Genomic DNA, 21,918 nt, shown 5'->3' on the forward strand with positions numbered 1-21,918 from the left:
CGCTGGAAAGGTTAAGGAGCCGCCCACAAAAAAGCGGAGCCGAGAACTTGACCTCGCCCCTGTCCGGGAGCTTGTTTCCCTGCAACGCAGGTGCGCCAATAATCTGAATTAGGTTACCATTCATGCCAATGCCTACGGCGTGTACCCGTCCGAGATTGCGGCTTTGCAAAAAGACTATGCGGAATTACGGAGCCGGGTATCCGATGTTCTCAAACAGCTTACGGCGCACAGCTTCTTCGCTTATTCCTTTCTGCTTGGCAAGTTTATTTAATGCTTTTTTAGCTTTGACAGTACCCATTGTTTTCTCTCCTTTTCATTGGCATGTGTAAGGTGCCTGATTGTGAGATTAGCGACATGCTGGAATTTGTCGCCTGAGAAATGACTTCGGGCCGTCTTGGCCAGAAGTGGCAGGGTTTGGGGAGGCCCCCCAACAAGCAATTTTTTTATGATTTGACCGCAGGGCAAATTATAAAAAAATTGTGACTGTGGGCACAGTCACATTGCTTGCCGTTTAGCATTGACTAGAAATAAAACTATATCCTTCTGTTCAGAAATGGCGGGTTCCCCACACAAATAGAGTTAGGTCGTTTTGTTGTTTTGACCATTCCAATAGTTTCCCCAGTCTTCTATAATCTCTACTGCAGGTATAATAGCTCTTCCTTTATCTGATATTCTATATTCAACCTGTGGGGGAATTACTTCATATTGAGTTCTCTCAACAAGACCGTCATTTTCCAAATCTCTGAGTGCGCGTGTCAACATAACATTGGTAATCCCACCGATACAGCGTTTTAATTCATTATACCGCCGAGGTGATTGATTGAGATACCACAAAATAGGAATTTTCCATTTGCCGCCAATAATGCTCATTGTAGATACAAGCGGACAGTTTTCTTCTTTCCGATCATTATCTATCACGGTATATGTCCTCCTTCAGTTTTAAGGAACAAAAATGTGCGTACTTGCAAAAATGTTTCTATTAGTTAATAATAACTTATAAGAAATTAATTTTCAAGAGAGGTGCAGTCTATTATGGAATTTTTTGATTTAGTAAAAAATAGGCGGTCTATCCGAAGATACAAACCTGATCTTGTGAAAAAAGAAGACATTTTAAAAGTTCTGGATGCTGCCAACTGGGCCCCATCGGCAATGAACTGGCAACCTTGGGAATTTATTGTTGTATCAGGGAAGCGGTTAAAAGAGATGGGCATCAGCTACGAAAATGTAGTGCGAAATTTCTCGCAAAGCTTATATGGAAAAGATGACGACCAAATAATTTCAAGCAAAGAGTTTATTAAATTTGCCGCTGTGTACGGCGGTGCTCCTTTAGCAATCGTCGTCCTTGCAAAGTTAAGCGACAAGCCAGACGAGCAGAAATCAAATCTTGAAAGCGTATCCGCCGCCATGCAAAATTTAGTGCTTGCCGCTGCGGATTTGGGACTAGGTACATGCTGGATGACCAGCCCGATTGACGATGAAAATTATTTGCGTCGTATTCTTGATATTCCTAATGATCGAGAAATCGTGGCGGTTACTCCCCTAGGATATCCGGATATTACTCCGCCAAAGCCTCCACGGAAAGACCCAGAGCTAAAAGATAAAATTAAGTGGTTTGTGTAACTGGATACAAAATCCTAAAACACGTCAGGAACTTAGTTCAGTAACTCAATGGATAGAATAAGTTAGTGGCCGGCTCGTATTTGTGAAATAAACAAAAAGAATATAGGGACACCCGCCAAATAAAAAAACGTGGGTTTAGCGGGTCTTCCCTATGCTTAATACAGTTTTCCCCTCCAAATATGCGGGTTGGAGGGGATTTTTTGTACCAATTATTTGAGCAACCTATTAAATAAATTGGAATTTGTACCTCTACATTGTTGATATAAACTGCGACAAAAACAATGCTTATATTATAAGACTATAAAGAAGATGAGGCATGTCTTTGTTTTTATAACGTCTAATAAACTGCTTCTTTATGGACATGCCAAGTTTTTCAGCCACTTTTCTTGAAGTCGCATTCTCCGGTCGAATTTGCGCCGTAATTTCATTTAAATGCAAAATATTAAAAGCATAATCAACACAAGCAGAAGCGGCTTCAAAGGCATACCCGTTTCCCCAATATAATTTTTTATAAATATAGCCAACTCCGACATAGTTTTCATCATCTGCTTGTTCAGAAATTAACCCGGTAACGCCAATTAACTTATCAGACGCTTTTTCTATCACTGCCCAGTAACTATAGCCGTCCCTATTATACCTCATAATATTTTCGTCAATCCACTGCACTACTTCCTCATCAGAAAAGGCATGTTCCCAAGCATACATGACATCAATGTCTTGCAAAATTGAGCAGACAGAACTATAATCATCTATTTGTATTTTCCGCATGTACAAACGTGGTGTTCGCAAAATAACCATGCCCAAATTTCTCCTACAAAATATATTTGATACACCTTTTGCACGATTATGAACATTGATAAATTTCTGTTTATCAAATCCTCATTCTACTACTATATTATCGCTAGGTTTATGCCGGTTTGCTTGCCGTAGGAGGGGTAACTTTATGTGCTTTAAGGACTTCCTGTGCTTTGAAAAAAATGTCAGGACTGATTAACGGCTCGATCTCTATAGTTTTCCATTCTCCCGCTTCAATCACGAATTTCTTTTTAAACCTGCTGATCTCTTCGATTTTTTGCTTATTACATTCGATGGCATACATAATTTCTTGGCACATTATTTGGTCAGCGGTTTTGGGGTTCATTATTCTACCCCTTTTGTCATCCTTTTGTTACCCTTATGGTCTAACATTCTAGCTCTATAATATTAATCCGTCAATAGATATTATGACCATGCTGATGAGAGTCGGGCAATCGGTCCTCTTTACATCATTCACTTTTTCCTTTCACACTCATTCTTCATACCATCAAGCAAGCTAACAATCACTCTGCTCCCTGCCAACTACTATTTAAAATGATGTTTTTTATCTATAGTTAGGGGAAACATATACCATATTTTACTACAGCCCTTGAAGCCAGGCAGTTTCTGGGTTCAAGGGCTGTACTTTCTTTTCAACTATACGATCCAGTCCATGTAATACATTTCTTTTTTATCATTAGTATACATGTTAACAGAACTCAATTATAAGCAATAAGCACGGGGTGTTATTCCTACCATACGCTTGAAATGCCGGGTGAAATGGCTTTGATCGGCAAATCCCATCTCTTGCGCAATGGAAGATAATGGCCTGCCTTCCAACAATAAAGCTTTAGAACGCTCGATTCTAACAAAAATCTGATAAGCATGCGGCGGAAGCCCAAACCTTTCTTTGAAAATGCGCAATAAATGGAATGGACTTTTTCCTGCAACCGATGACAATTCAACCAAAGAGATACTCTTAACGTAATGATGGTCTATATAGTCACGAATGCGCCCGGCTACCATATTGTCGCAACTCCACTTTCTGGCTTCATATCTAAAAAGTGCATGCTTATGTATGATCTCGGCCATGGTTATAAAAAAGATTGACTCACTCTCTAACAAAGAGGTTGGCTCCTCTAACGCTTTAAATAAACTCAATAATCTATTTGCGCTGTCTGTGTCGCCTACCACAGGCTGAGGAAAATAGGGGAGATTGGTTGAATTTTTTTCTAGTTGTTCAACTACTTTTTTTATCAAAACAGGAGGGGGATACATAATTCGATACCGCCAGCCTAATTCCTGTTTAACAGCCTGACCGGTGTGTACAATACCGGGATTCATCAGTATGATACTTTGAGGCGGCGCGTAATATTTCTCTCCTTGGTAATCAAAAACCTCACATCCCGCTTCAATCACACCGATGCCGAACCCATCGTGCCAATGCCGGGAAAAAGCCTGGGTTGTATAAGAAGCCTTATATAGCTCTAATCCGTTCAAATTTTCTATAAAACTATGACTGACGTGATTAACTTTGGACATGGATCTCCGTATCAACTCCTTTTAGACGGTTTATTGTTCGTATCCCAAACAACACCCCACTTAGGATTATTATAATACCTATCCACTCAAAAAAGTAGGGAAGACGTACATCAATAAAGAAAACATAACCTAGACCGCAGAGTGTTTCTCCGACGATTAACTGTCCTGCCAATGAAACAGGTAATAAATGTGAGGCTCTGTTCCAGAACATCGTCCCTATCCATGACACTACTACTCCTAGAATGATGCTGCCTATCAAAAATTGCCAACTGCTACTGCTATAGAATATTGAACCTACATTTATGGCTTCAGGAATAAATAGTATACTTACCGACGTAAAAACTGGCAATAAACATAATGTTGCTATGCCGGTAATACTAGCCCAATTTGCCGGTGAAATCCGGGGATTATCTTTCAAAAATTGCGCATTAGCCACTCCATACCATGTCCAAAGGGCCAGAGCGATCAGACTACAGGCAAAGCCGTTATAGTTCCATTCCTGTTCATTATTATTAATGATGTGCGAATAATTAATAGCAACAATACCAATAAAAATGAGGCATACAGACGGCCAAACCTTTATAAAATTAAACTCTCGGTTCAACCAGTTGCCATATAGTGAAATGGAAATAGGCAATACCCCGATAACCAATGTTGCAATTGTTCCTCCAGTTAATTGAATTGCAAGAACAAGGAAAAAATAATAGCCAATATTACCACAGAAAGCAAAAAGTAATGCTCTCCGCCACAAATTTAAATCAATAGCAGTCTTCTTGCTGAAGCCGAAAATAATGAGCGAAATTATTCCATATGTTAAATAGCGTCCAAAAGCAATTTCGACTGCACTATATGTAGATAATAATTTAGGAATAACAAACGCAAGCCCCCAAACCAAATCAGCGGCTACCGCATAAAAAATACCAATGATCGGTATATTTCCCACAGTTAATCAACCTCCATTGTATTGTTAATAGCAACAGGATATCAGTCTTAACACTTGTAGTCTTGAATGATATTGCTAAGATTGTAAAGTATTCGACTGATATGCCAAATAAATAATTTCAAGTAAAACAAAGAGAGACTTAGGCAACTTTAATTGCCTAAGTCTCTCTTTGTTCCTAAAATATTCCAGATTATTATTTTTGCATTTTTGTAATGTTTTCTATCTTTGTCTGCGGAAACATAAACCATATTTTCCCACAGCCCGTAAACCCAGGCCCCGCCTGGCTTCACAGGCTGTGTTTTCTTTTCAGCCAAACTGTACACTCCACGTGCATTGAAGTTACATAATGGCTGAAAAGAAAACACCAACCAACTTGATGTGCCTTAAGAATACAAAAAAGCCACTTGAACCTAGTGAGTGCCTGGGCTTCAAATTCGTCTTATTCTTCCTTCTGACCACAGTTATAATTCAATGTATATTTACTTTAAAAGGCTTTCCATCCCATATCCTCAAAGAAACCCGAGCCATCTTGACTATAAAATAGAGCTTCTCTTCCATCTTCAGTAACTAAAGTAGCGGATATAAACTCTTTACTCAATAGAAGTCGTTTAAACTCAACATCTTTTTTGTTAAGAGATAATATATCAACTAATTCATCCGATAATTTTAAATTAATACCAGATGCAGAAACAAAAAAAAGAAAAAACTTTGATTGTACACCACATGATGTCCATCCACATGAATTACAATATTCCGTCCATAAGAACGACCCTTGGGCCTGCTTTTATCGCAGCCTCACGTGCTGCCGGGGTAAAAGTCGAAGTAGTAATGAATATTCCCTTTTACGCCGCCTTTAGTTGCAATGCGCCAATCAATCCTTGTATTTCGGGGCTTCCCGCAGAACCATTCCAGCGTTTAGATTGAACGTAGTTAAGTCCAAGCCTAATCGATCTGCTTTAATGATGCCGTCAATTCCCCCATCGCCGGATTTTCCCACCACCTGAGCTGCATCTTCTCGTGAACCGCCCTAACCCATTTTTAACAATAAATCCAGCACCAAATGTTCAAAGAAAGCCGGGGAACAATACTTGGCGCAGCTCTTTAAGGGAATGTACTTGCCCATCTGCTAATTGTTTCAAAAACGGCAGCATAATATCTTCATAGGTTGGCATGGCCAAAGGAAAAATCTCCTCAATATGCATTGCGAAGGCACTCATCTTAATAGAAAACAATTATTTATTCGTCATATTATGTGGTATCCCCTGTTGTTTTCTCCCGGTTTAACCTTTGGTAATATTATGAAGCTGGTAGCAATGATCAAGCTTTATCTCACATCGTCTGACGAAAGTCTTCAGTTATTTCGATGAACCTAATAGAAAACACCAAGCCATAAGCTTGATGTTTTCTAGCGGGTCAATTCCCCGCCGAACCGCCTCTACGGAGGCAAAAAAAGATTTTACGTCGATGCACAATACGCTCCTACGGGGAAAACGGGAAAAATCCACGAGCCCCATTGCTTTTACCTTCTTTCTCCTTCATCTGCTCGTTATGCTCAGACAGGAGCATTCCCGCCCACTTTACCATACATCGGTCGACGTAAAGTATCCGAGCCATCTGCTGGTAAATAGGGATACTCAGTAAATCTATCGTATATTCGTTCATCACTATCCACCTCCATATATACATAATACCGGAACATATGTTCTGTGTAAATGTCGACAGGCTTGGTAATTTCTGCTAGCTTGAATGGAAATAAAGTCGGCTAAGATGGTCATCAAAACCACCTTAGCCGGCGCTTTCTTGATAGGCAGGGAGCAAGACTGGTCATCTTAATGCCGCAAAAACACTAATATATCATCCACTAAACCGATAAGCGTATGACCCGCTTCCTGCAACACGGTGACTTTTGCATTAGGCACAAGGTTTCTATAGCGTTGTGCTGTTTTTAGCGAGTGAAACATGACATCTTTCTGTCCCACAAATAAAATGGACGGCATAGTCAATTGCGTTAGTTCGGCATCTGAAAAAAGCGGAATTTGCTCCCGTCTAAAATTGAAGTTTTGTCCAATTAGTTTTTGATAATCCATCATGACCTGTGGTATGGGTTTGCCTCCATTCACTTTACGATACAGCCGCTCAACGCCTTTTTCACCCAAAAGCAGCATATGGAATAAAGACACATACGTAAAGGAAGTTTTTGGCGTGCCAACACCGGCTGGGCATAACAGAACAAGTTTATCGACCATTTGGGGATTAGCTATCGCAAACTTTAGCGCTATCCATGCTCCCAACGAGATTCCGACTATACTGGCTTTTTCGATGGACAGTCCCACAAATACATCGTGAAGCCAATTTTCAAAATCAGAGCCTTCAAAGGGTAATTGCTGATCATCGCTTTTGCCGGGTTCGCCTTGTAAATCAACAGCATATACCCTGTAATGCTCGGAATACTTTTCCATGTCCTCGATCCACATGACTGAATTTATACCGCTACCGTGAAGCAGTACCAAAACGGGCGCATCTTCTTTACCTGCCGCTATCACAAAAGCCTTCCCAAAGCGAGTGTCAACATGGACTTCTTCATGGGGAACTCTCATGTTGCCAAGGAAAGCATCATACGCTTTGTATACAGCGTTCTTACCTTCGGTCGTTTTAAAGGCAAATGTATTTGCCATTTTAAATTCCTCCTCTATACTAACAGCCAGCTTACGGCATCATCCAAATTGGTAAATATGCGAAATGTGTTTCCAGTGCTATGTTCGGAAACCATTTCCTGAAAACGCGCAGGAAAATTCTGCCCGCCTTTTATGGCTACCGCCGCTTTGATATTATAGTTACCAAGCTTCTGTAGCACGGCGCCGGCAAGTCCTGTCCTTAACTTTACGAAATCATCTGAAAGGATATCGCCGTCCAGAACGACTGCGTTCGTGTCATGTTCAGCACAAAGTGAAATGATGTCCAGCGCATCTTGCTCCTTATGGATTAAAGAGCCACTGCTTGTAAGATAGAGATATCTTTTTCCTTGACTTTCCATTATTTGATAATTCATTGTTGCTTCCACCTCATTGTTTTCTGTTTGTATGATAGTTTGCTTCGTAATGTTTCTCTCATCCGGCAGCCACCTAATAAATTCTTTCACCTTTTGAATCCACGCAAGTTCGCTGGAATAAAAGGATCGCACATTTTCTCGTATTAAATCTACGAAGAAGGACTCGTCGGAAGGCTCTTGTCCAGCAAAATAGCATTGATCGAGGTCTCTTTCAGACAAAACAGCTTGCATCTTAACTGCATCTGCATAAGAAGTCAGCATATTATCCAAATCACCACGTTTTAATTGATTAGCCAAAGCTAGTTTGATCAGAAACTGCTTTTTGAAAACCGGTACATCGGTCACGGAAAGCAGCCAGTTGTTAAACTCGTTTATGCCGTCATCGGTGATTGTGTAGATATTTTTGGTCGGTGAGCCATCTTGGTGCTGCACCTCTTTTGTAACAAAGCCTTCGTCCAATAATTCAACAAATGCTTTATATATCTGGTTATTGTTTCCAGACCAATACATAAACGGTGTATTTTGAATTATTTTTTTCATTTCATATCCAGTCAATGGTTCTCGGTTTAAGAGTCCCAGAATCACATGGTTTAATGACATAAAAACCCCCCTTATTTTTTTCTATAACATATGTTAATAATAACATATGTTATTTATGTAATCAATAAAATTTTTGATTCTAAAACTGCACAAAGAAACCGACAGTTGATATTTTGACATTCCAGAAAAAAATGTTTCCAAACACCAACCGTCGTTCAAATAGGGGATGCCCTGAGAGGGTTCACCCTCACGGGAATAGCAGATGCACATTGTTCCAGCTTTTAAGCAGAGAGAACTGATCCAGCTATGGTTACAAGACCGCAAACAATACTCAATCCATCATTCCCCTTTAAGTTTCCATAGTGCAAGGGCAAAGCTGCCGCAGCACATCACCATAACCGATAAAATGAACAGCACCGTCTGATATGGTTGACGGTGCTGTCATACTATTATATCTGTACAAGTAAATTATATCGTACTGGGAAGGACTAAAAATTGCGCCAGCCGAAACAGCAGGCCCAAAATCAACCTAATGTTTTCTTCCTTTGTCTGCGGAAAGATAAACCATATTTTCCCACAGCCCGTAAACCCAGGCCCCGCCTGGCTTCACAGGCTGTGTTTTCTTTTCAGCCAAACTGTACACTCCACGTGAAAAGTCATCGGGAACAAATCAACCGGCTGAATCTCCCTGGTCTCATACCCCAATTCGTCCAAAACGGCCAGATCCCGGGCCAGCGAAGCCGGGTTGCAGGATACGTAGACAATGCGGCTGGGCTCCATGCGCGCAAACGTCTCCAGTACCGGCTGCTCACAGCCGGCGCGGGGCGGGTCGACAACGATGACGTCAGGCCGAACGCCTTCTTTAAACAGGCGCGGCATCACGTCAATCGTATCACCAACCATAAACTCCACATTAGTCACCTGATTGTTCACGGCATTCTGGCGGGCATCCAGGATAGCCGGTTCGACAATTTCGATGCCATATACCCGGGCGGCCTGGCGGGCGAGAAACAGAGTGATTGTGCCTGTACCGCAGTACGCGTCAATCACGGTTTCCGTACCGGTCAACCCGGCGTATTTAACAGCCTGCTCATACAGCACTTCCGCCTGGGCGGTGTTGACCTGAAAAAACGACCGGGCGGAGATAGCAAAGCGAAACTCGCCCAGCCTGTCGGTAATCGTATCCCGGCCCCAGAGGGTAACCGTTTTCTGGCCCATGATGATATTGGTGCGCTGGGAATTGACATTCTGGACAATACTGACAAGGCCTGTCAGCCGGCCGCGCAGTTGTTCCACAATCTCTTTACGGTGCGGCAGGTGGTCTGTGGCCGTTACCAGTACAACCATCACCTCGCCGGTAGCCGTGCCCACCCGCCCCAGTATATGGCGGATAATGCCCCGGCCCGTATGCTCATCATAAGGCTCAATGCCAAGTTCATGTATGACTGACCGGGCTACCCGGATAATATCGTTATTGGCCTGATGCTGGATCAGGCAGTTATCGGTATCAATAATATGATGGCTGCCCTGGGCATAGCAGCCGACCACCAGCTTGCCGTTCTGCTGTCCCACCGGAAACTGCATCTTATTGCGGTAATGCCAGGGAGTGTCCGCTCCCAGGGTCGGATGAACGGCCACCCCGGTCAGCTTGCCGATCCGGGTAACCGCATCCACCACCTGCTGCCGTTTATGTTGTAATTGTTCTTCATAGCTGATATGCTGCAGCTGGCAGCCGCCGCATTGGCTGTAGATGGTGCATTCCGGACGAACCCGGTGCGGTGACGGGGTATGGACAGTTGCCAGCCGGCCAACCGCATGGGTCTTTTTGACAGTCGTAATCACCGCTGTCACACTTTCTCCCGGCAAGGCGTGCGGTACAAAGACGGTAAAGCCCTGATAACGGCCTACCCCCTCCCCGCTATGGCCAAGGCCGGTAATTTCAATGCTATAGCTTTGTCCTGTTGTCAGGGGGATTGCTGATTTCTTGTTTGCCACAAACTGTCACCTTTTCTTTGCTATTTAAACAGAGGGCGGAGATTCCGCCCTCTGTGCTCAATCAGTTTTTGCCTGGAGAAAGCTATTAACTTTCCTTGTTTGCCTTATCCTCTGCCGCCTTCCCCAGTTTGATCAGGGTCTCCGTGTATTCCTTCAGCTTCCGGCTGACGCGGGCGTTGATTGTGCCGTCAGGGTAAGTGCCGTCAGGGCCGGCCTCACCGGCTGGGATGCCTGTCAGGATCTCAATGCCCTGATCAATGGTTGCGACCGGATAAATGTGGAACCGGCCCTGCCGCACAGCCTCGACCACCTCGTCATTTAAGGCCAGGTTGCTGACATTCTGATGGGGAATCATTACCCCCTGCCGGCCTGTCAGGCCTTTCAGCTTGCAGACCGCGAAGAAGCCTTCAATCTTTTCCGTCGCGCCGCCGATGGGCTGAATCTCACCCTTCTGGTTGACTGAACCGGTGACGGCGATATCCTGCTTAATCGGCACATCGGCCACACTGGACAGGATGGCATACAGTTCGGTGCTTGAGGCACTGTCGCCGTCGACGCCGTCATACAATTGTTCGAAGGTGAGGCTGGCGGTCAGGGTCAGCGGGTATTGCTGGGCGTATTTCTGGCCAAGATAGCCACTGAGGATCAGCACGCCTTTGGTATGGCTTGTCCCGCTGGTTTTGGTCTCCCGTTCGATATTAATAATCCCGCTTTTCCCCAGATAGGTGTTGGCAGTGATACGGGACGGTTTGCCAAACATATACTCGCCGACAGACAGGACGGCCAAGCCGTTGACCTGCCCTGTTTTTTCGCCCGCGGTGTCAATCAGGAGCTGCCCTTCGGCAAACATCTCCTGCAGGCGTTCTTCATACTTGTTCGCCCGGTAGCGCTTCTCTTCAATCGCTTTTTTAATATGGCCGGCAGTAACAATTTCACTGTTGTCCATCGTGGCCCAGACATCGGCTTCACACAGGATCTCAACAATATCATTGAACCTGGTTGTCAGCTTATTTTGCGAGCCCGTCAGGCGGGAGCTGTATTCAACAATCCGGGCAACGGCGGAACGGTCGAAATGCTTGAGCTTCTCCCGGCTGACAGTGGAACTGATAAACCCGGCCAGCTTCTGAATATTGACAGGGTTGTTCTCCATAATCACGTCAAAATCGGCATGAGCCTTGAACAGCTTGCGGAAATCCTCGTCATAGTTGTACAGCAGCTGATAGATATAGGGATTGCCGATCAATACGACCTTGACATTAATCGGGATGGGTTCCGGTTTCAGCGAGGCCATGGCCAGCACGCCATATTGCTCGCCCAGGTTTTCAATTTGGAGTTTCTTGGTCTTAAGCACCCGTTTTAAGGCATCCCAGGCCCCGACATTGGTCAATACGTCGCGGGCATTCAGGATTAAGTAACCGCCATTGGCTTTATGCAAAGCCCCGGGCTTAATCATGGTATAGTCGGTGCTGACAACCCCCATCCGGGTTTCGTATTCGGCCCGGCCCACCAGGTTATAGTAGGTGGGGTTGATCTCAACGACAACCGGTGCTCCCTGCGGTTCCCGGTGTTCTACCAGCAGATTGACATTATATTTATCTTTTGCATCCTGGGCCGGCCGCTTAAAAATAGCCAGGGGGTTGTTGTCCTCTTCCGGCTGGGGCTTGAATTCATTAATGTTTTTCGATACGTCCTGCCTGATGGCTTCCAGATAATCGACAACCGTTTGGTGGCCGTCATACTTCTCCTTCAGCTCGTCAATCAGATGGCCGGCAACAAACAGGCCGACTTTGCGGTCCAGCTGTTTCATTTCTTCCCGGGTTTCCCGTTCCAGCAACTGAATCCGGCGTACAACCTCCATGCCTTTTTCATGGACTGCAAACAAATTTTTTTCAATCGCTTCCCGCTGTTCTTTCTCCAGTTTCTGAAACTCCTCCGGCGCCAGCGCTTTGCCATCCACCATCGGCAGGCCGACAAAGCCGGTTGAACTCCATTGGGGGGAAATGCCCTGCGTTTCGGCATACTGGGTAAACTCCTCCACCATCACCGAGCGCTGCTCCTGATACTGCTTTAACAAGCCGGCTTTCGCCTGCTCATAGTCTTCGCTGCTAAATACCTTGGGAATATCGGTTTTCAGATTTTCAACAAGCTCCTGCATATCCTGCTTGAAAACCTGGCCAACGCCGGCCGGCAGCGCCAGCGCAATCGGCTGACCGGGGCTCTCCAGATTATTCACATAACACCAGTCGTAGGGAAGCTCCTGTTGACTGGCCACTTTTCTGACTGCCGCTTCGGCATAGGTAATCTTGCCGGTGCCGACTAACCCCGAGATAAAAATATTATAGCCGGGGTTTTTGGTAAACAAACCGAACTCAACGGCTTTTACTGCCCGTTCCTGTCCAATCATGACCTCCAGTGGCGCTACTGTCTCGGTGGTAGTAAAGTTAAACACGCTGTCATCACAGGTAAAGCGGAGTTTTTCGACCGGCAATTCCTGACTTATGGTCATGAAAATAAGTCCTCCCTTTGTTTTCATTTACCCAGCATTTGTACCGCAGGCCTGCTTCAGCGCTGACTGATGCTGAACGCGGCCCTGCAGACTGCTGGCTTTCGATTGGCAGGTGAAGCGACACACATTGGCAGCACTGCGAAGATTGCTCTATGCAAAAATTACCACATAAAAGTTTTCTAGCGGCTGCCGGCAAAATCCTGCTACAGGAGCGACATACCCATATACATCATGAATATTTTACTGGTATTAATGAAAGAATGGGCCGTAATGGCAGTGAGCAGCGACCCTGTCCAAACATACAGCAGGGCGAACCCAATACCAACGATAATCATCTCCACAAGCCAATAAGCATTAAAATGAAACAGGGCAAAAATTGCGGCACTGAGCAAGGCGCCGCCCCACAAACCCCATTTATCTTTCAGCGGCAGAAAGGTAAACAGGCGATACAGAACCTCTTCCGTGACCGGGGCGGCAATACCGGCCAGAAACAAGGGCATGATCAACTGCTGCCAGGATATTGCAGCCTGCACCTCGGTCACAATCGGATGCTGAGCCGGTGCTACCAGCAGCATCGTGGTGTACACGCGTTCACTGTACAGACTGATCATGAGCAGCACCAGTCCACCGGCCAGGCCTTTGCCGACATTGCGCCCCCAGTTGCGGAACGAAAGTCCCAGCTTGGCCAGGTCGCCTTTAGTATCGCGGACTTTCCACACCACTAACGCCAATACGATCAGGCGGTCGGTCAGTTCGATAACCCAGGGACTTGCCGTAAAAAAAAGCGGATATACCAGCCGCACAATCAGGATGCCGGCTGCCAGACGCAGGACATGCACAGCGAGCACGGCCCGTAGATCCCAGGTAGCTTTCAGCATGATAATAACCTCTTTTTCGGCGTTATCAATACTACCATTATGCGCGGTCAAACAGGCTTTCATGCAAAAAACAGGACGCGGAAAACCGCGTCCTGTCTGGCAATTTATGCTTGCCTTACAATAAAGCCAGCCGCTCTTTTAACAGTTTGTTGACAAGTTCAGGATTGGCGCGGCCTTTACTTTGCTTCATAACCTGGCCGACCAAAAAGCCGATCGCTTTTTCTTTGCCGGCTTTAAAATCAGTTACCGACTGGGGATTGGCGGCAATCACACCGTCAACGATAGACACGATGGCACCTTCGTCGCTGATTTGCACAAGCCCCTGCTCTTTGACAATGACCGCGGCGTCCTTGCCGCTGTCCCACATGCCTTCAAACACGGTTTTGGCAATCTTGCCGGAAATCGTGCCTTTGGCAATCAGGGCAATCAATGCGGCTAACTGGGCCGGCACCACCGGGCAATCGGCAGCGGACTTGCCGGCGGCATTAAGGTGCTTAGAGACATCACCCATCAGCCAGTTGGCGGCTGCCTTGGCATCGGCCCCGGCCTTAACAGTGGCATCATAATAATCCGCCATAGCCCGGCTGGCGGTGATGGTTTCGGCATCATACGCCGACAGGCCATATGCGGCCATCAGCCTGGCTTTACGGGCATCGGGCAGCTCGGGCAGGCTGGCCCGGACACTCTCGACCCAGGCCGGGTCGACGACGATGGGAACAAGCTCCGGCTCCGGGAAATAGCGGTAATCATGGGCCTGTTCCTTGCTGCGCATTGACAGGGTTATGCCCTTATTTTCATCCCAGGAACGGGTCTCCTGGATTACACGGCCGCCTTCTGTCAACAGCTCGGTCTGCCGTTCCACCTCATATTCGAGGCCTCGCTGCACGGACCGGAACGAATTAAGGTTCTTGAGCTCGGCCTTGGTGCCAAAAGGCTCGGTGCCGGCCGGCCGCAGCGAGATGTTGGCATCGCACCGCAGGCTGCCTTCTTCCATTTTGCAGTCCGAGACATCAATATATTGCAGGATGGCCTTCATTTTCTCCAGATAAGCCTTGGCTTCCTCCGGGGAGCGCAGGTCCGGCTCGGAGACAATCTCGATCAACGGCACGCCGGTACGGTTATAATCGACCAAAGCGTATTCGCTGTTGCTGATTGTGCCTGAATGGACCAGCTTGCCTGCATCTTCCTCCATATGGACGCGGGTAATGCCGATGCGCTTGGTCTCGCCATTGACCTCAATATCCAGGTAACCGTTAACGGCTATCGGCAGATCATACTGTGAGGTCTGATAGTTCTTGGGCAAATCCGGGTAATAGTAGTTTTTGCGGTCAAATTTACTGAACGGCAGGATCTGGCAGTTCAGCGCCAGGCCGGCCCGGACGGCAAACTCCACCACCTTTTCGTTAATCACCGGCAATACGCCCGGCAAGCCCAGGCAAACAGGGCACACATTGGTATTCTGGTCAGCGCCGAAGCGGGTGCTGCAGCCGCAGAATATTTTCGATTGGGTTTTTAACTCAGAATGGACTTCCAATCCAATGACTGTTTCATATTTCATGGCCTTAAACCTCCCCCAGCGGCGCAAAACGCGTATGGTAATCATTCGCCTGTTCAAAGGCATAAGCCGCCTGGATAATGGTAGCTTCAGCCAGCGGCTTGCCGATAATCTGCATACCCACCGGCAGGCCGTGGACAAAACCGCAGGGGATGGAAATCCCCGGCAGGCCGGCCAGGTTAACCGGAATGGTAAAGATATCCTGCAGGTACATCGCCAGGGGATCGCTGAGTTCGCCGATTTTAAAGGCCGTTGTCGGCGCCGTTGGCGTAACCAGCACATCGACCTCGGTAAAGGCCTGATCAAAATCCTGTTTGACCAGGGTCCGGACCTGGAGGGCCTTCAGGTAGTAGGCATCATAATAACCGGAGCTGAGGGCATAGGTGCCCAGCATAATGCGGCGCTTTACCTCCGGTCCGAAGCCTTCACTGCGGGTTTTTTTATACATGTCGATAATATCGGTGCCTGCCGCCCGGTGGCCAAAGCCTACACCGTCATAGCGGGCCAGATTGGAGCTGGCCTCGGCCGGGGCCAGCAGGTAATAGGCCGGCAGGGCATACTCGGTGTGCGGCAGGGACACTTCTTTCACCTCAGCCCCCAGGCCCCGCAGTTGATCAACCGCCTTTTCAATCGCGGCCGCAACCTCCGGCTGAATACCGGCGCTAAAATACTCTTTGGGCAGACCGATCCGGAGACCTTTGACCTGCTTCACCAGCGCCTGGGTATAATCGGGGACATCGCCAGGAATGGAAGTCGAGTCCTTGGCATCATGCCCGGCAATGGCATTCAGCACCAGGGCGCAGTCGGTAACATCCCGGGTAATCGGACCGATTTGATCCAGCGACGAGGCATAGGCCACCAGGCCGTAGCGGGAAACCCGGCCATAGGTTGGCTTCAGGCCGACATTGCCGCAATAGGCAGCCGGCTGACGGATAGACCCGCCCGTATCGGAGCCCAGGGCCCACACGGCTTGGCCGGCGGCCACCGCCGCAGCCGAGCCCCCGCTGGAGCCGCCGGGAACCCGCTCCGTGTCCCAGGGATTGCGGGATACAAAAAAACCGGAGTTTTCGGTGGAACCGCCCATGGCAAACTCATCGCAGTTGGCCTTGCCGGTAACCACAGCCCCCTGGGCGGCCAGCTTGTCTACCACCGTGGCATCATAGGGGGGAACAAAATTGGCCAGAATTTTAGAGGCACAGGTCGTTTTGGTCCCGCGGGTGCAGATATTGTCTTTCAGCGCCCCGGGGATGCCGGCCAGCGGCGCAATCGCCTCGCCCCGCGCGATTTGGGCGTCGACTTGGGCAGCCTGCGCCAGCGCCTGGTCCCGGGTCTCGGTTATGTACGAGCGTATGCTGGGTTCAACCGCATCGGTTCTGGCAAATACGTCCCGGGCCAGTTCAACGGCCGATATTTCTTTTTTTACCAGCAGTTCATGCAGAGCATGTGCTGTTTGTGTAAACAATTTCACTGTTTTGACCTCCAATCCTTACCCTTCCATGATCTTCGGCACCTTAAAATAACCGTCCTCGGCCTCCGGTGCATTAGCCAATGCCTGGTCCTGCGGCAGCGAAGGCCTGACCACATCGGGACGCATGACATTTTTCAGCGGCAGCACATGGGCGGTCGGCTCGACGTCTTTGGTATCAAGCTTATTTAAAATATCCGCATATTCTAAAATGGCGTTAAGCTGTACGGCATAGGCGTCCAATTCCTCAGGTGCCATCTCCAGTCGGGACAGGAGGGCTACATTCTCAACAGCTTGGCGGTCAATTTTCATAAAATCCCCTTCCTCAAGGCAAAAACATGCCAATATTTTCAATAACAGTTATTATATCATGCCTGCGGCTTTTGCACCAGCATCCGGAACTGTTCTTCATCCAGCACCGTAATGCCCAGCTCCTTTGCCTTGTCAAGCTTGCTGCCGGCCTCAGTACCGGCAACGACATAACTGGTCTTTTTGCTGACAGCCGACGACACCTTGCCGCCGCAGGCGGTAATAAGCTCTTCCGCCTCTTTCCGGGGCATCGACAGCGTACCGGTCAGGACGAAGGTTTTACCGGCCAGCTCCTGGCTGGCCGTCTGCGTCTCTTCTGTCAGCTTAATCCCGGCCGCTTTCAGTTTTTCAATATAGGCCAGATTGGCAGGATTAGCAAAATAACTGGCCGCGCTTTCCGCAATTTTGGGGCCGATTTCATCGATTGTCAACAGTTCTTCCGCACTGGCAGCCGCCAGCCTGTCAATGTCTCCGTACCGCCGGGCCAGAATCGCCGAGGCCTTAGCCCCGACATAGCGAATGCCGAGGGCAAAGAGAGCGCGGGCTAAACCGGCTTTTTTACTGACCTCAATGGCGTCCACCAGATTTTGAGCCGATTTTTCCCCCATCCGGTCCAGAGCGGCCAGGGCTGCAGGCTGGAGGCTGTACAGATCGGCGGCATCCCGGACCAGCCCTGCTGCGAGCAGACTGGCAATGACCGCCGGCCCCAGGCCGTCGATGTTCATGGCATCGCGGGAAACAAAGTGGATCAGCCCTTCCCGGAGCAGGGCCGGACAGCGGGGATTGACACACTTATGGGCCACCTCGCCCGGCTCACGCATAATCGTCTGACCGCACTCCGGACAGACAGACGGCATAACGAAGGGTGCCTCACAGCCTGTCCGGCGGTTCGTCACAACCGCTATCACCTCGGGAATAACCTCCCCGGCTTTATGGACAATCACCGTATCACCAATGCGGATGTCTTTTTCTTCGATATAATCGGCATTGTGGAGCGTAGCCCGGCTGACAGTGCTGCCGGCCAGGCGCACCGGCCGCAGCACAGCGGTTGGCGTCAGCGCCCCGGTACGGCCGACCCGGACAAAGATATCCTCCACAATCGTAGTAGCCTGCTCGGCCGGGAATTTATAGGCAATGGCCCAGCGCGGGTCCTTGGCCGTGGTCCCCAGGGCACGCTGGCTGGCAAGGCTGTTGACCTTAATCACCAGGCCGTCAATATCATAGGGCAGGTCAACCCGCTTTTCCGACCAGCTTTCGCAATAGGCGGCCACATCGTCAATGTTAGTAAACAGCCGGTAGTGAGGATTAATTTTGAAACCCAGAGCCTGCAGCTTTTCCAGCATGGCCGCATGGGTTGCCACCCCCAGCCCCTCTTCGGTCCCCAGGCCGTGCATAAAGATATCCAGTGCCCGTCCGGCCGTGATTTTGGGGTCAAGCTGGCGGATGGAGCCGGCGGCTGCGTTCCGGGGGTTGGCCATCAGGGCTTCGCCGGCGGTTTCCCGGAGCTTGTTGAGACGGTCAAACTCGCGCCTGGGCAAAAACACCTCGCCCCGCACCTCCAGCAGCGGCGGCACCCCGTCGTCAGGGTGGAGAACCAGCGGCACCGACCTGATAGTGCGGATATTTGTGGTAACGTCCTCACCATAAGTGCCGTCGCCCCTGGTGGCCCCCCGGGCTAACCGGCCGTTTTCGTAAACCAGATTCATAGCCAAACCATCTATCTTAAGCTCGACAACATATTCCACCTCGTCCCTGTCAAGCCCGCTTCTGACCCTGGCATCGAAACTCTTCAGCTCGGCCACGGAAAAAGCGTTGCCCAGACTAAACATCGGGGTCAGGTGGGCGACCCGCGCAAACCCGTCGGCCGGCGCGCCGCCCACCCGCTGGCTGGGTGAATCAGGCGTTATGAGTGAAGGATAGGCGGTCTCGACGTCAATCAGCTGCCTGAGCAGCCGGTCATACTCAGCATCACTGATTTCCGGGCTGTCAAGTACATAATAACGGTGACTGTGGTAATAAAGCGTCTTTTTCAATTCTTCAATGGTTTGCGCGGCGGCCGCCAGGCTGGCCGGTATTTCTGTCTTCACATCATTAACCCCCGAAAAGAGTATATTATATCCTGCTGATTGGCGCCATTTGGGCCAGCAGTTTTTTAATGCCTTCGTTGGGAAACGCAATACTAAGCTGCAAGCTGCTGCCGCTGCCGGTAACGGCAACCACCGTGCCGGTGCCCCACTTGGCGTGATAAACCTTTTCCCCCGGCTTCCAGTCGGTAGGGGCAGGCTTGGCCGCAGACGGGACCGGGTCTTTGAGCAGAATCAGTTCCGGCTTGGGCAGCGCCGGGGACGGCATCACGGTGGCGGCCGCCGGACGGCTTGGCCCCGAGACCGGATAGACGGGGCGCCGGGGCGCATACCGTTCAATCAAGGCCGGTGGAATCTCATCCAAAAAGCGGGACGGCGCGTAGCATACCGAATTGCCATAGATCATGCGCTGTCTGGCATTGGAAATATACAACTTGCGCTCCGCCCGGGTAATCCCGACATAACACAGCCGGCGTTCCTCCTCTACTTCCTGTTCATTCATCAGGGTGCGGACATGGGGGAAAATCCCCTCTTCCAGCCCAGCCAGGAATACGGTGGGAAACTCCAGACCCTTGGCCGAATGCAATGTCATCAGCGTAACCTTATCATCACTGGCTTCCGCTTTATCCGTATCGGTCAACAAAGCTACATGGCTCAGGAAATTCTCCAGGGTGTTGTCCTCTTCAATTGCGGCAAACTTTTTGGCATCACTCTTGAGCTCTTTCAGGTTCTCAATCCGGGTCTCAGCCTGGGGGTCGCTGTCGGTTTCCAGTTCGGTCAGATAGCCTGAATCGCGCATGACTTTTTCCAGCAGATCGGCTACAGACAGGGTATGCTGGCAGGCCATCAGGTTGAAAATCAGGGCCGCTAACGATTCCAGCTGATGTTTAGCCCGGGCGGTAAGGCCCGGAACCAGGTCCGGATTGGATACGGCATCAAACAGCGGCACATCATTGCGGGCCGCATAATCGGCCAGACGCCTGATGGTGGTCTCGCCAATCCCCCGGCGCGGCACATTGATAATCCGCAGCAGGCTGATGGCATCGGCCGGATTAAATACCAGCTTTAAATAGGCCATGATGTCTTTTATTTCCTTGCGGTCATAAAAGCGCAGCCCCCCCACCATCGTATAGGGGATCGCGCCGTTGCGGAGACCTTCCTCAATGGCCCGGGACTGGGCGTTAGTCCGGTACAGGATGGCAATATCCTTATACGGTGTGCGGTACACCGTATTGAGCTTAATGATCGTATCGGCAATATGGCGGGCCTCGTCCCGTTCATCCATCGCCAGATAATGGGTGATTGCATCGCCGGCCTGATTATCGGTCCACAGGGACTTGGCTTTGCGGTTGCAGTTGTTTTCGATAACCGCATTGGCCGCGTCCAGAATCGTTTGGGTCGACCGGTAGTTTTGCTCCAGCTTAATGACCTTGGCCTCAGGATAATCTTTTTCAAAATCCAGGATGTTTTGAATATCTGCCCCCCGCCAGGCATAAATGCTCTGATCGACATCGCCGACAACACACAGATTGCGGTATTTGGCCGCCAGGGTGCGGGCCAGCAGATACTGGGCCCGGTTCGTGTCCTGATATTCGTCAATCAGAATATAATGGAACTTATCCTGATATTTTTCCCGAACCATGGCATTATATTCCAGCAATTCAACCGACAGCATCAAAAGATCGTCAAAATCCAGGGCATTATGTACTCTGAGTTTGTCCTGATACAGCTTGTACACCTCGGCCACCTTGAGGTTATAGAAATTATCGGCCTGAGTAGTAAATTCCCGTACATCCAGCAGACCATTTTTGGCATTCGAGATCGTAGCCTGGACGCCGCCGGGGGTAAATTGCTTATCATCCAGATTCAGGTCCCTGATGCAATTCTTGACAAGGGTCTGCGATTCGCTGGCATCATAAATAACAAAATTGCGGTTGTATCCGCCCAGGTTTTCAATCTCTCGCCGCAGGAATTTGGCACAAAAGGCGTGAAAGGTACTCAGCCAGATATCGCGGGCGGCCGGGCCGACAATGGCGGTTACCCGTTCCTTCATTTCGGCGGCGGCTTTATTGGTAAAGGTAATAGCAAGAATATTGTAAGGTGCCACCCCCTGCGCCAGCAGGTTGGCAATCCGGCTCGTCAATACCTTGGTCTTGCCTGAACCGGCGCCGGCCATAATCAGGAGCGGTCCGTTGGTGTGGGCGACAGCTTCCTGCTGAGCCGGGTTCAGGCGGTCAAAAATTTTATTCATAGCATCCTCCCTCAATCCGAGTAGGGTAAACATATTTATTTTCTCCATCTGTTTCCTTTTTCCTGTCAAGAAAAGAAAAAAGAGCCTGTTGTACAGACTCTGTTTACTATTGACCTGTGCTCCATTCAATAGGCCTGAATCAGCTTAACACCCTTTTGCAGCATGGCAATGCCTTTAGCCCCCAGTACCTCGATGGCCCTGTCAATCTCGTGCTCGGCAACCTGGGCGGCCAGACCTTCACAGGATGCGCTCAGTTCACGCGGCACCGGGATTAGTTCGGCCAGGATGCCGTTCTCTCTTAAAATTTTTTTCGCCCGGAAGGCGTGATAGACGGACGGAAATGTAATGACACAACTAGGCATATATCTACCCTTTCTAAAACCGGC

At 48.9% G+C, this 21,918-nt stretch carries 20 protein-coding genes; 2 read left to right on the plus strand and 18 right to left on the minus strand.

Going from position 1 to position 21,918, the window contains the following annotated elements:
- Window positions 1–579: 579 nt before the first annotated feature.
- Window positions 580–918, minus strand: coding sequence for a winged helix-turn-helix transcriptional regulator (locus ACZ481_RS16505; protein WP_464766443.1), 339 nt, complete (start codon window positions 916–918; stop codon window positions 580–582).
- A gap of 114 nt (window positions 919–1,032) precedes the next feature.
- Here ACZ481_RS16505 and ACZ481_RS16510 point away from each other — a divergent pair, with 114 nt between their 5' ends.
- Window positions 1,033–1,620 carry a nitroreductase family protein gene (locus ACZ481_RS16510; RefSeq protein WP_464766444.1) on the plus strand — a complete coding sequence of 196 codons (588 nt, stop codon included), beginning with the start codon at window positions 1,033–1,035 and terminating at the stop codon, window positions 1,618–1,620.
- A 285-nt stretch (window positions 1,621–1,905) separates the two neighbouring features.
- Here the strand turns inward: ACZ481_RS16510 and ACZ481_RS16515 are convergent, their stop codons facing one another.
- The 5 genes from ACZ481_RS16515 to ACZ481_RS16535 all read right to left on the minus strand — a co-directional run bounded on the left by ACZ481_RS16515 (window position 1,906) and on the right by ACZ481_RS16535 (window position 5,214).
- Entirely contained in the window at window positions 1,906–2,418 is a 513-nt protein-coding gene (locus tag ACZ481_RS16515) for a GNAT family N-acetyltransferase (RefSeq protein ID WP_464766445.1), read from the minus strand.
- A gap of 109 nt (window positions 2,419–2,527) precedes the next feature.
- Window positions 2,528–2,761 (minus strand): hypothetical protein, encoded by a 234-nt coding sequence (locus tag ACZ481_RS16520; protein ID WP_464766446.1) that lies wholly within the window; start codon window positions 2,759–2,761, stop codon window positions 2,528–2,530.
- A 377-nt stretch (window positions 2,762–3,138) separates the two neighbouring features.
- Entirely contained in the window at window positions 3,139–3,957 is an 819-nt protein-coding gene (locus ACZ481_RS16525) for an AraC family transcriptional regulator (RefSeq protein ID WP_464766447.1), read from the minus strand.
- Window positions 3,944–4,900, minus strand: coding sequence for a DMT family transporter (locus ACZ481_RS16530; protein ID WP_464766448.1), 957 nt, complete (start codon window positions 4,898–4,900; stop codon window positions 3,944–3,946). Before ACZ481_RS16530 ends, ACZ481_RS16525 begins: the two co-directional genes overlap by 14 nt.
- Before the next feature lie 149 nt (window positions 4,901–5,049).
- Window positions 5,050–5,214, minus strand: coding sequence for a hypothetical protein (locus ACZ481_RS16535; RefSeq protein ID WP_464766449.1), 165 nt, complete (start codon window positions 5,212–5,214; stop codon window positions 5,050–5,052).
- 367 nt (window positions 5,215–5,581) lie between these two features.
- Between ACZ481_RS16535 and ACZ481_RS16540 the strand changes: the two genes are divergently transcribed.
- Window positions 5,582–5,824: a hypothetical protein gene (locus ACZ481_RS16540; RefSeq protein ID WP_464766450.1), complete on the plus strand. Its 243-nt coding sequence runs from the start codon at window positions 5,582–5,584 to the stop codon at window positions 5,822–5,824.
- Window positions 5,825–5,964: 140 nt separating this feature from the next.
- Here ACZ481_RS16540 and ACZ481_RS16545 read toward each other — a convergent pair whose 3' ends face one another.
- From ACZ481_RS16545 to ACZ481_RS16600, 12 genes are all read right to left on the minus strand, one after another.
- Window positions 5,965–6,102 carry a hypothetical protein gene (locus ACZ481_RS16545; protein WP_464766451.1) on the minus strand — a complete coding sequence of 46 codons (138 nt, stop codon included), beginning with the start codon at window positions 6,100–6,102 and terminating at the stop codon, window positions 5,965–5,967.
- Between the two features lie 627 nt (window positions 6,103–6,729).
- The gene (locus ACZ481_RS16550) at window positions 6,730–7,575 is read right to left on the minus strand and encodes an alpha/beta fold hydrolase (RefSeq protein WP_464766452.1); all 846 of its coding nucleotides are present in this window, start codon (window positions 7,573–7,575) and stop codon (window positions 6,730–6,732) included.
- Window positions 7,576–7,589: 14 nt separating this feature from the next.
- Complete coding sequence (locus ACZ481_RS16555; RefSeq protein WP_464766453.1) at window positions 7,590–8,549, minus strand: DUF4180 domain-containing protein; 960 nt, start codon at window positions 8,547–8,549, stop codon at window positions 7,590–7,592.
- A 546-nt stretch (window positions 8,550–9,095) separates the two neighbouring features.
- Window positions 9,096–10,484, minus strand: coding sequence for a 23S rRNA (uracil(1939)-C(5))-methyltransferase RlmD (gene rlmD / locus ACZ481_RS16560; RefSeq protein ID WP_464766454.1), 1,389 nt, complete (start codon window positions 10,482–10,484; stop codon window positions 9,096–9,098).
- 85 nt (window positions 10,485–10,569) lie between these two features.
- Window positions 10,570–12,990, minus strand: a complete 2,421-nt coding sequence (locus ACZ481_RS16565; protein WP_464766455.1) for a Lon protease family protein — start codon at window positions 12,988–12,990, stop codon at window positions 10,570–10,572.
- A 203-nt stretch (window positions 12,991–13,193) separates the two neighbouring features.
- Entirely contained in the window at window positions 13,194–13,931 is a 738-nt protein-coding gene (locus ACZ481_RS16570; RefSeq protein ID WP_464766456.1) for a lysostaphin resistance A-like protein, read from the minus strand.
- 52 nt (window positions 13,932–13,983) lie between these two features.
- Window positions 13,984–15,426: an Asp-tRNA(Asn)/Glu-tRNA(Gln) amidotransferase subunit GatB gene (gene gatB, locus ACZ481_RS16575; RefSeq protein ID WP_464766457.1), complete on the minus strand. Its 1,443-nt coding sequence runs from the start codon at window positions 15,424–15,426 to the stop codon at window positions 13,984–13,986.
- 4 nt (window positions 15,427–15,430) lie between these two features.
- A complete protein-coding gene (gene gatA / locus ACZ481_RS16580; protein WP_464766458.1) occupies window positions 15,431–16,891 on the minus strand; it encodes an Asp-tRNA(Asn)/Glu-tRNA(Gln) amidotransferase subunit GatA in 1,461 nt (486 codons plus the stop codon).
- Window positions 16,892–16,909: 18 nt separating this feature from the next.
- Window positions 16,910–17,200 carry an Asp-tRNA(Asn)/Glu-tRNA(Gln) amidotransferase subunit GatC gene (gene gatC, locus ACZ481_RS16585; protein ID WP_464766459.1) on the minus strand — a complete coding sequence of 97 codons (291 nt, stop codon included), beginning with the start codon at window positions 17,198–17,200 and terminating at the stop codon, window positions 16,910–16,912.
- Window positions 17,201–17,256: 56 nt separating this feature from the next.
- On the minus strand, window positions 17,257–19,284 hold the full coding sequence (gene ligA / locus ACZ481_RS16590) for an NAD-dependent DNA ligase LigA (RefSeq protein ID WP_464766460.1): 2,028 nt from the start codon (window positions 19,282–19,284) through the stop codon (window positions 17,257–17,259).
- Window positions 19,285–19,309: 25 nt separating this feature from the next.
- A complete protein-coding gene (gene pcrA / locus ACZ481_RS16595; RefSeq protein WP_464766461.1) occupies window positions 19,310–21,532 on the minus strand; it encodes a DNA helicase PcrA in 2,223 nt (740 codons plus the stop codon).
- 125 nt (window positions 21,533–21,657) lie between these two features.
- Window positions 21,658–21,894 carry a putative Se/S carrier protein gene (locus ACZ481_RS16600; protein WP_464766462.1) on the minus strand — a complete coding sequence of 79 codons (237 nt, stop codon included), beginning with the start codon at window positions 21,892–21,894 and terminating at the stop codon, window positions 21,658–21,660.
- Window positions 21,895–21,918: the final 24 nt, after the last annotated feature.

It is taken from the genome of Sporomusa intestinalis (assembly GCF_055383785.1).

Excerpts from the sequence above, each read along its gene's own strand:
- ACZ481_RS16510 (WP_464766444.1), top strand. The coding sequence starts at position 1,033 with ATGGAATTTTTTGATTTAGTAAAAAATAGGCGGTCTATCCGAAGATAC.
- ACZ481_RS16515 (WP_464766445.1), bottom strand. The coding sequence starts at position 2,418 with ATGGTTATTTTGCGAACACCACGTTTGTACATGCGGAAAATACAAATA.
- ACZ481_RS16520 (WP_464766446.1), bottom strand. The coding sequence starts at position 2,761 with ATGAACCCCAAAACCGCTGACCAAATAATGTGCCAAGAAATTATGTAT.
- ACZ481_RS16525 (WP_464766447.1), bottom strand. The coding sequence starts at position 3,957 with ATGTCCAAAGTTAATCACGTCAGTCATAGTTTTATAGAAAATTTGAAC.
- ACZ481_RS16540 (WP_464766450.1), top strand. The coding sequence starts at position 5,582 with ATGCAGAAACAAAAAAAAGAAAAAACTTTGATTGTACACCACATGATG.
- ACZ481_RS16545 (WP_464766451.1), bottom strand. The coding sequence starts at position 6,102 with ATGCATATTGAGGAGATTTTTCCTTTGGCCATGCCAACCTATGAAGAT.
- ACZ481_RS16550 (WP_464766452.1), bottom strand. The coding sequence starts at position 7,575 with ATGGCAAATACATTTGCCTTTAAAACGACCGAAGGTAAGAACGCTGTA.
- ACZ481_RS16555 (WP_464766453.1), bottom strand. The coding sequence starts at position 8,549 with ATGTCATTAAACCATGTGATTCTGGGACTCTTAAACCGAGAACCATTG.
- ACZ481_RS16565 (WP_464766455.1), bottom strand. The coding sequence starts at position 12,990 with ATGACCATAAGTCAGGAATTGCCGGTCGAAAAACTCCGCTTTACCTGT.
- ACZ481_RS16570 (WP_464766456.1), bottom strand. The coding sequence starts at position 13,931 with ATGAAAGCCTGTTTGACCGCGCATAATGGTAGTATTGATAACGCCGAA.
- gatB (WP_464766457.1), bottom strand. The coding sequence starts at position 15,426 with ATGAAATATGAAACAGTCATTGGATTGGAAGTCCATTCTGAGTTAAAA.
- gatC (WP_464766459.1), bottom strand. The coding sequence starts at position 17,200 with ATGAAAATTGACCGCCAAGCTGTTGAGAATGTAGCCCTCCTGTCCCGA.
- pcrA (WP_464766461.1), bottom strand. The coding sequence starts at position 21,532 with ATGAATAAAATTTTTGACCGCCTGAACCCGGCTCAGCAGGAAGCTGTC.
- ACZ481_RS16600 (WP_464766462.1), bottom strand. The coding sequence starts at position 21,894 with ATGCCTAGTTGTGTCATTACATTTCCGTCCGTCTATCACGCCTTCCGG.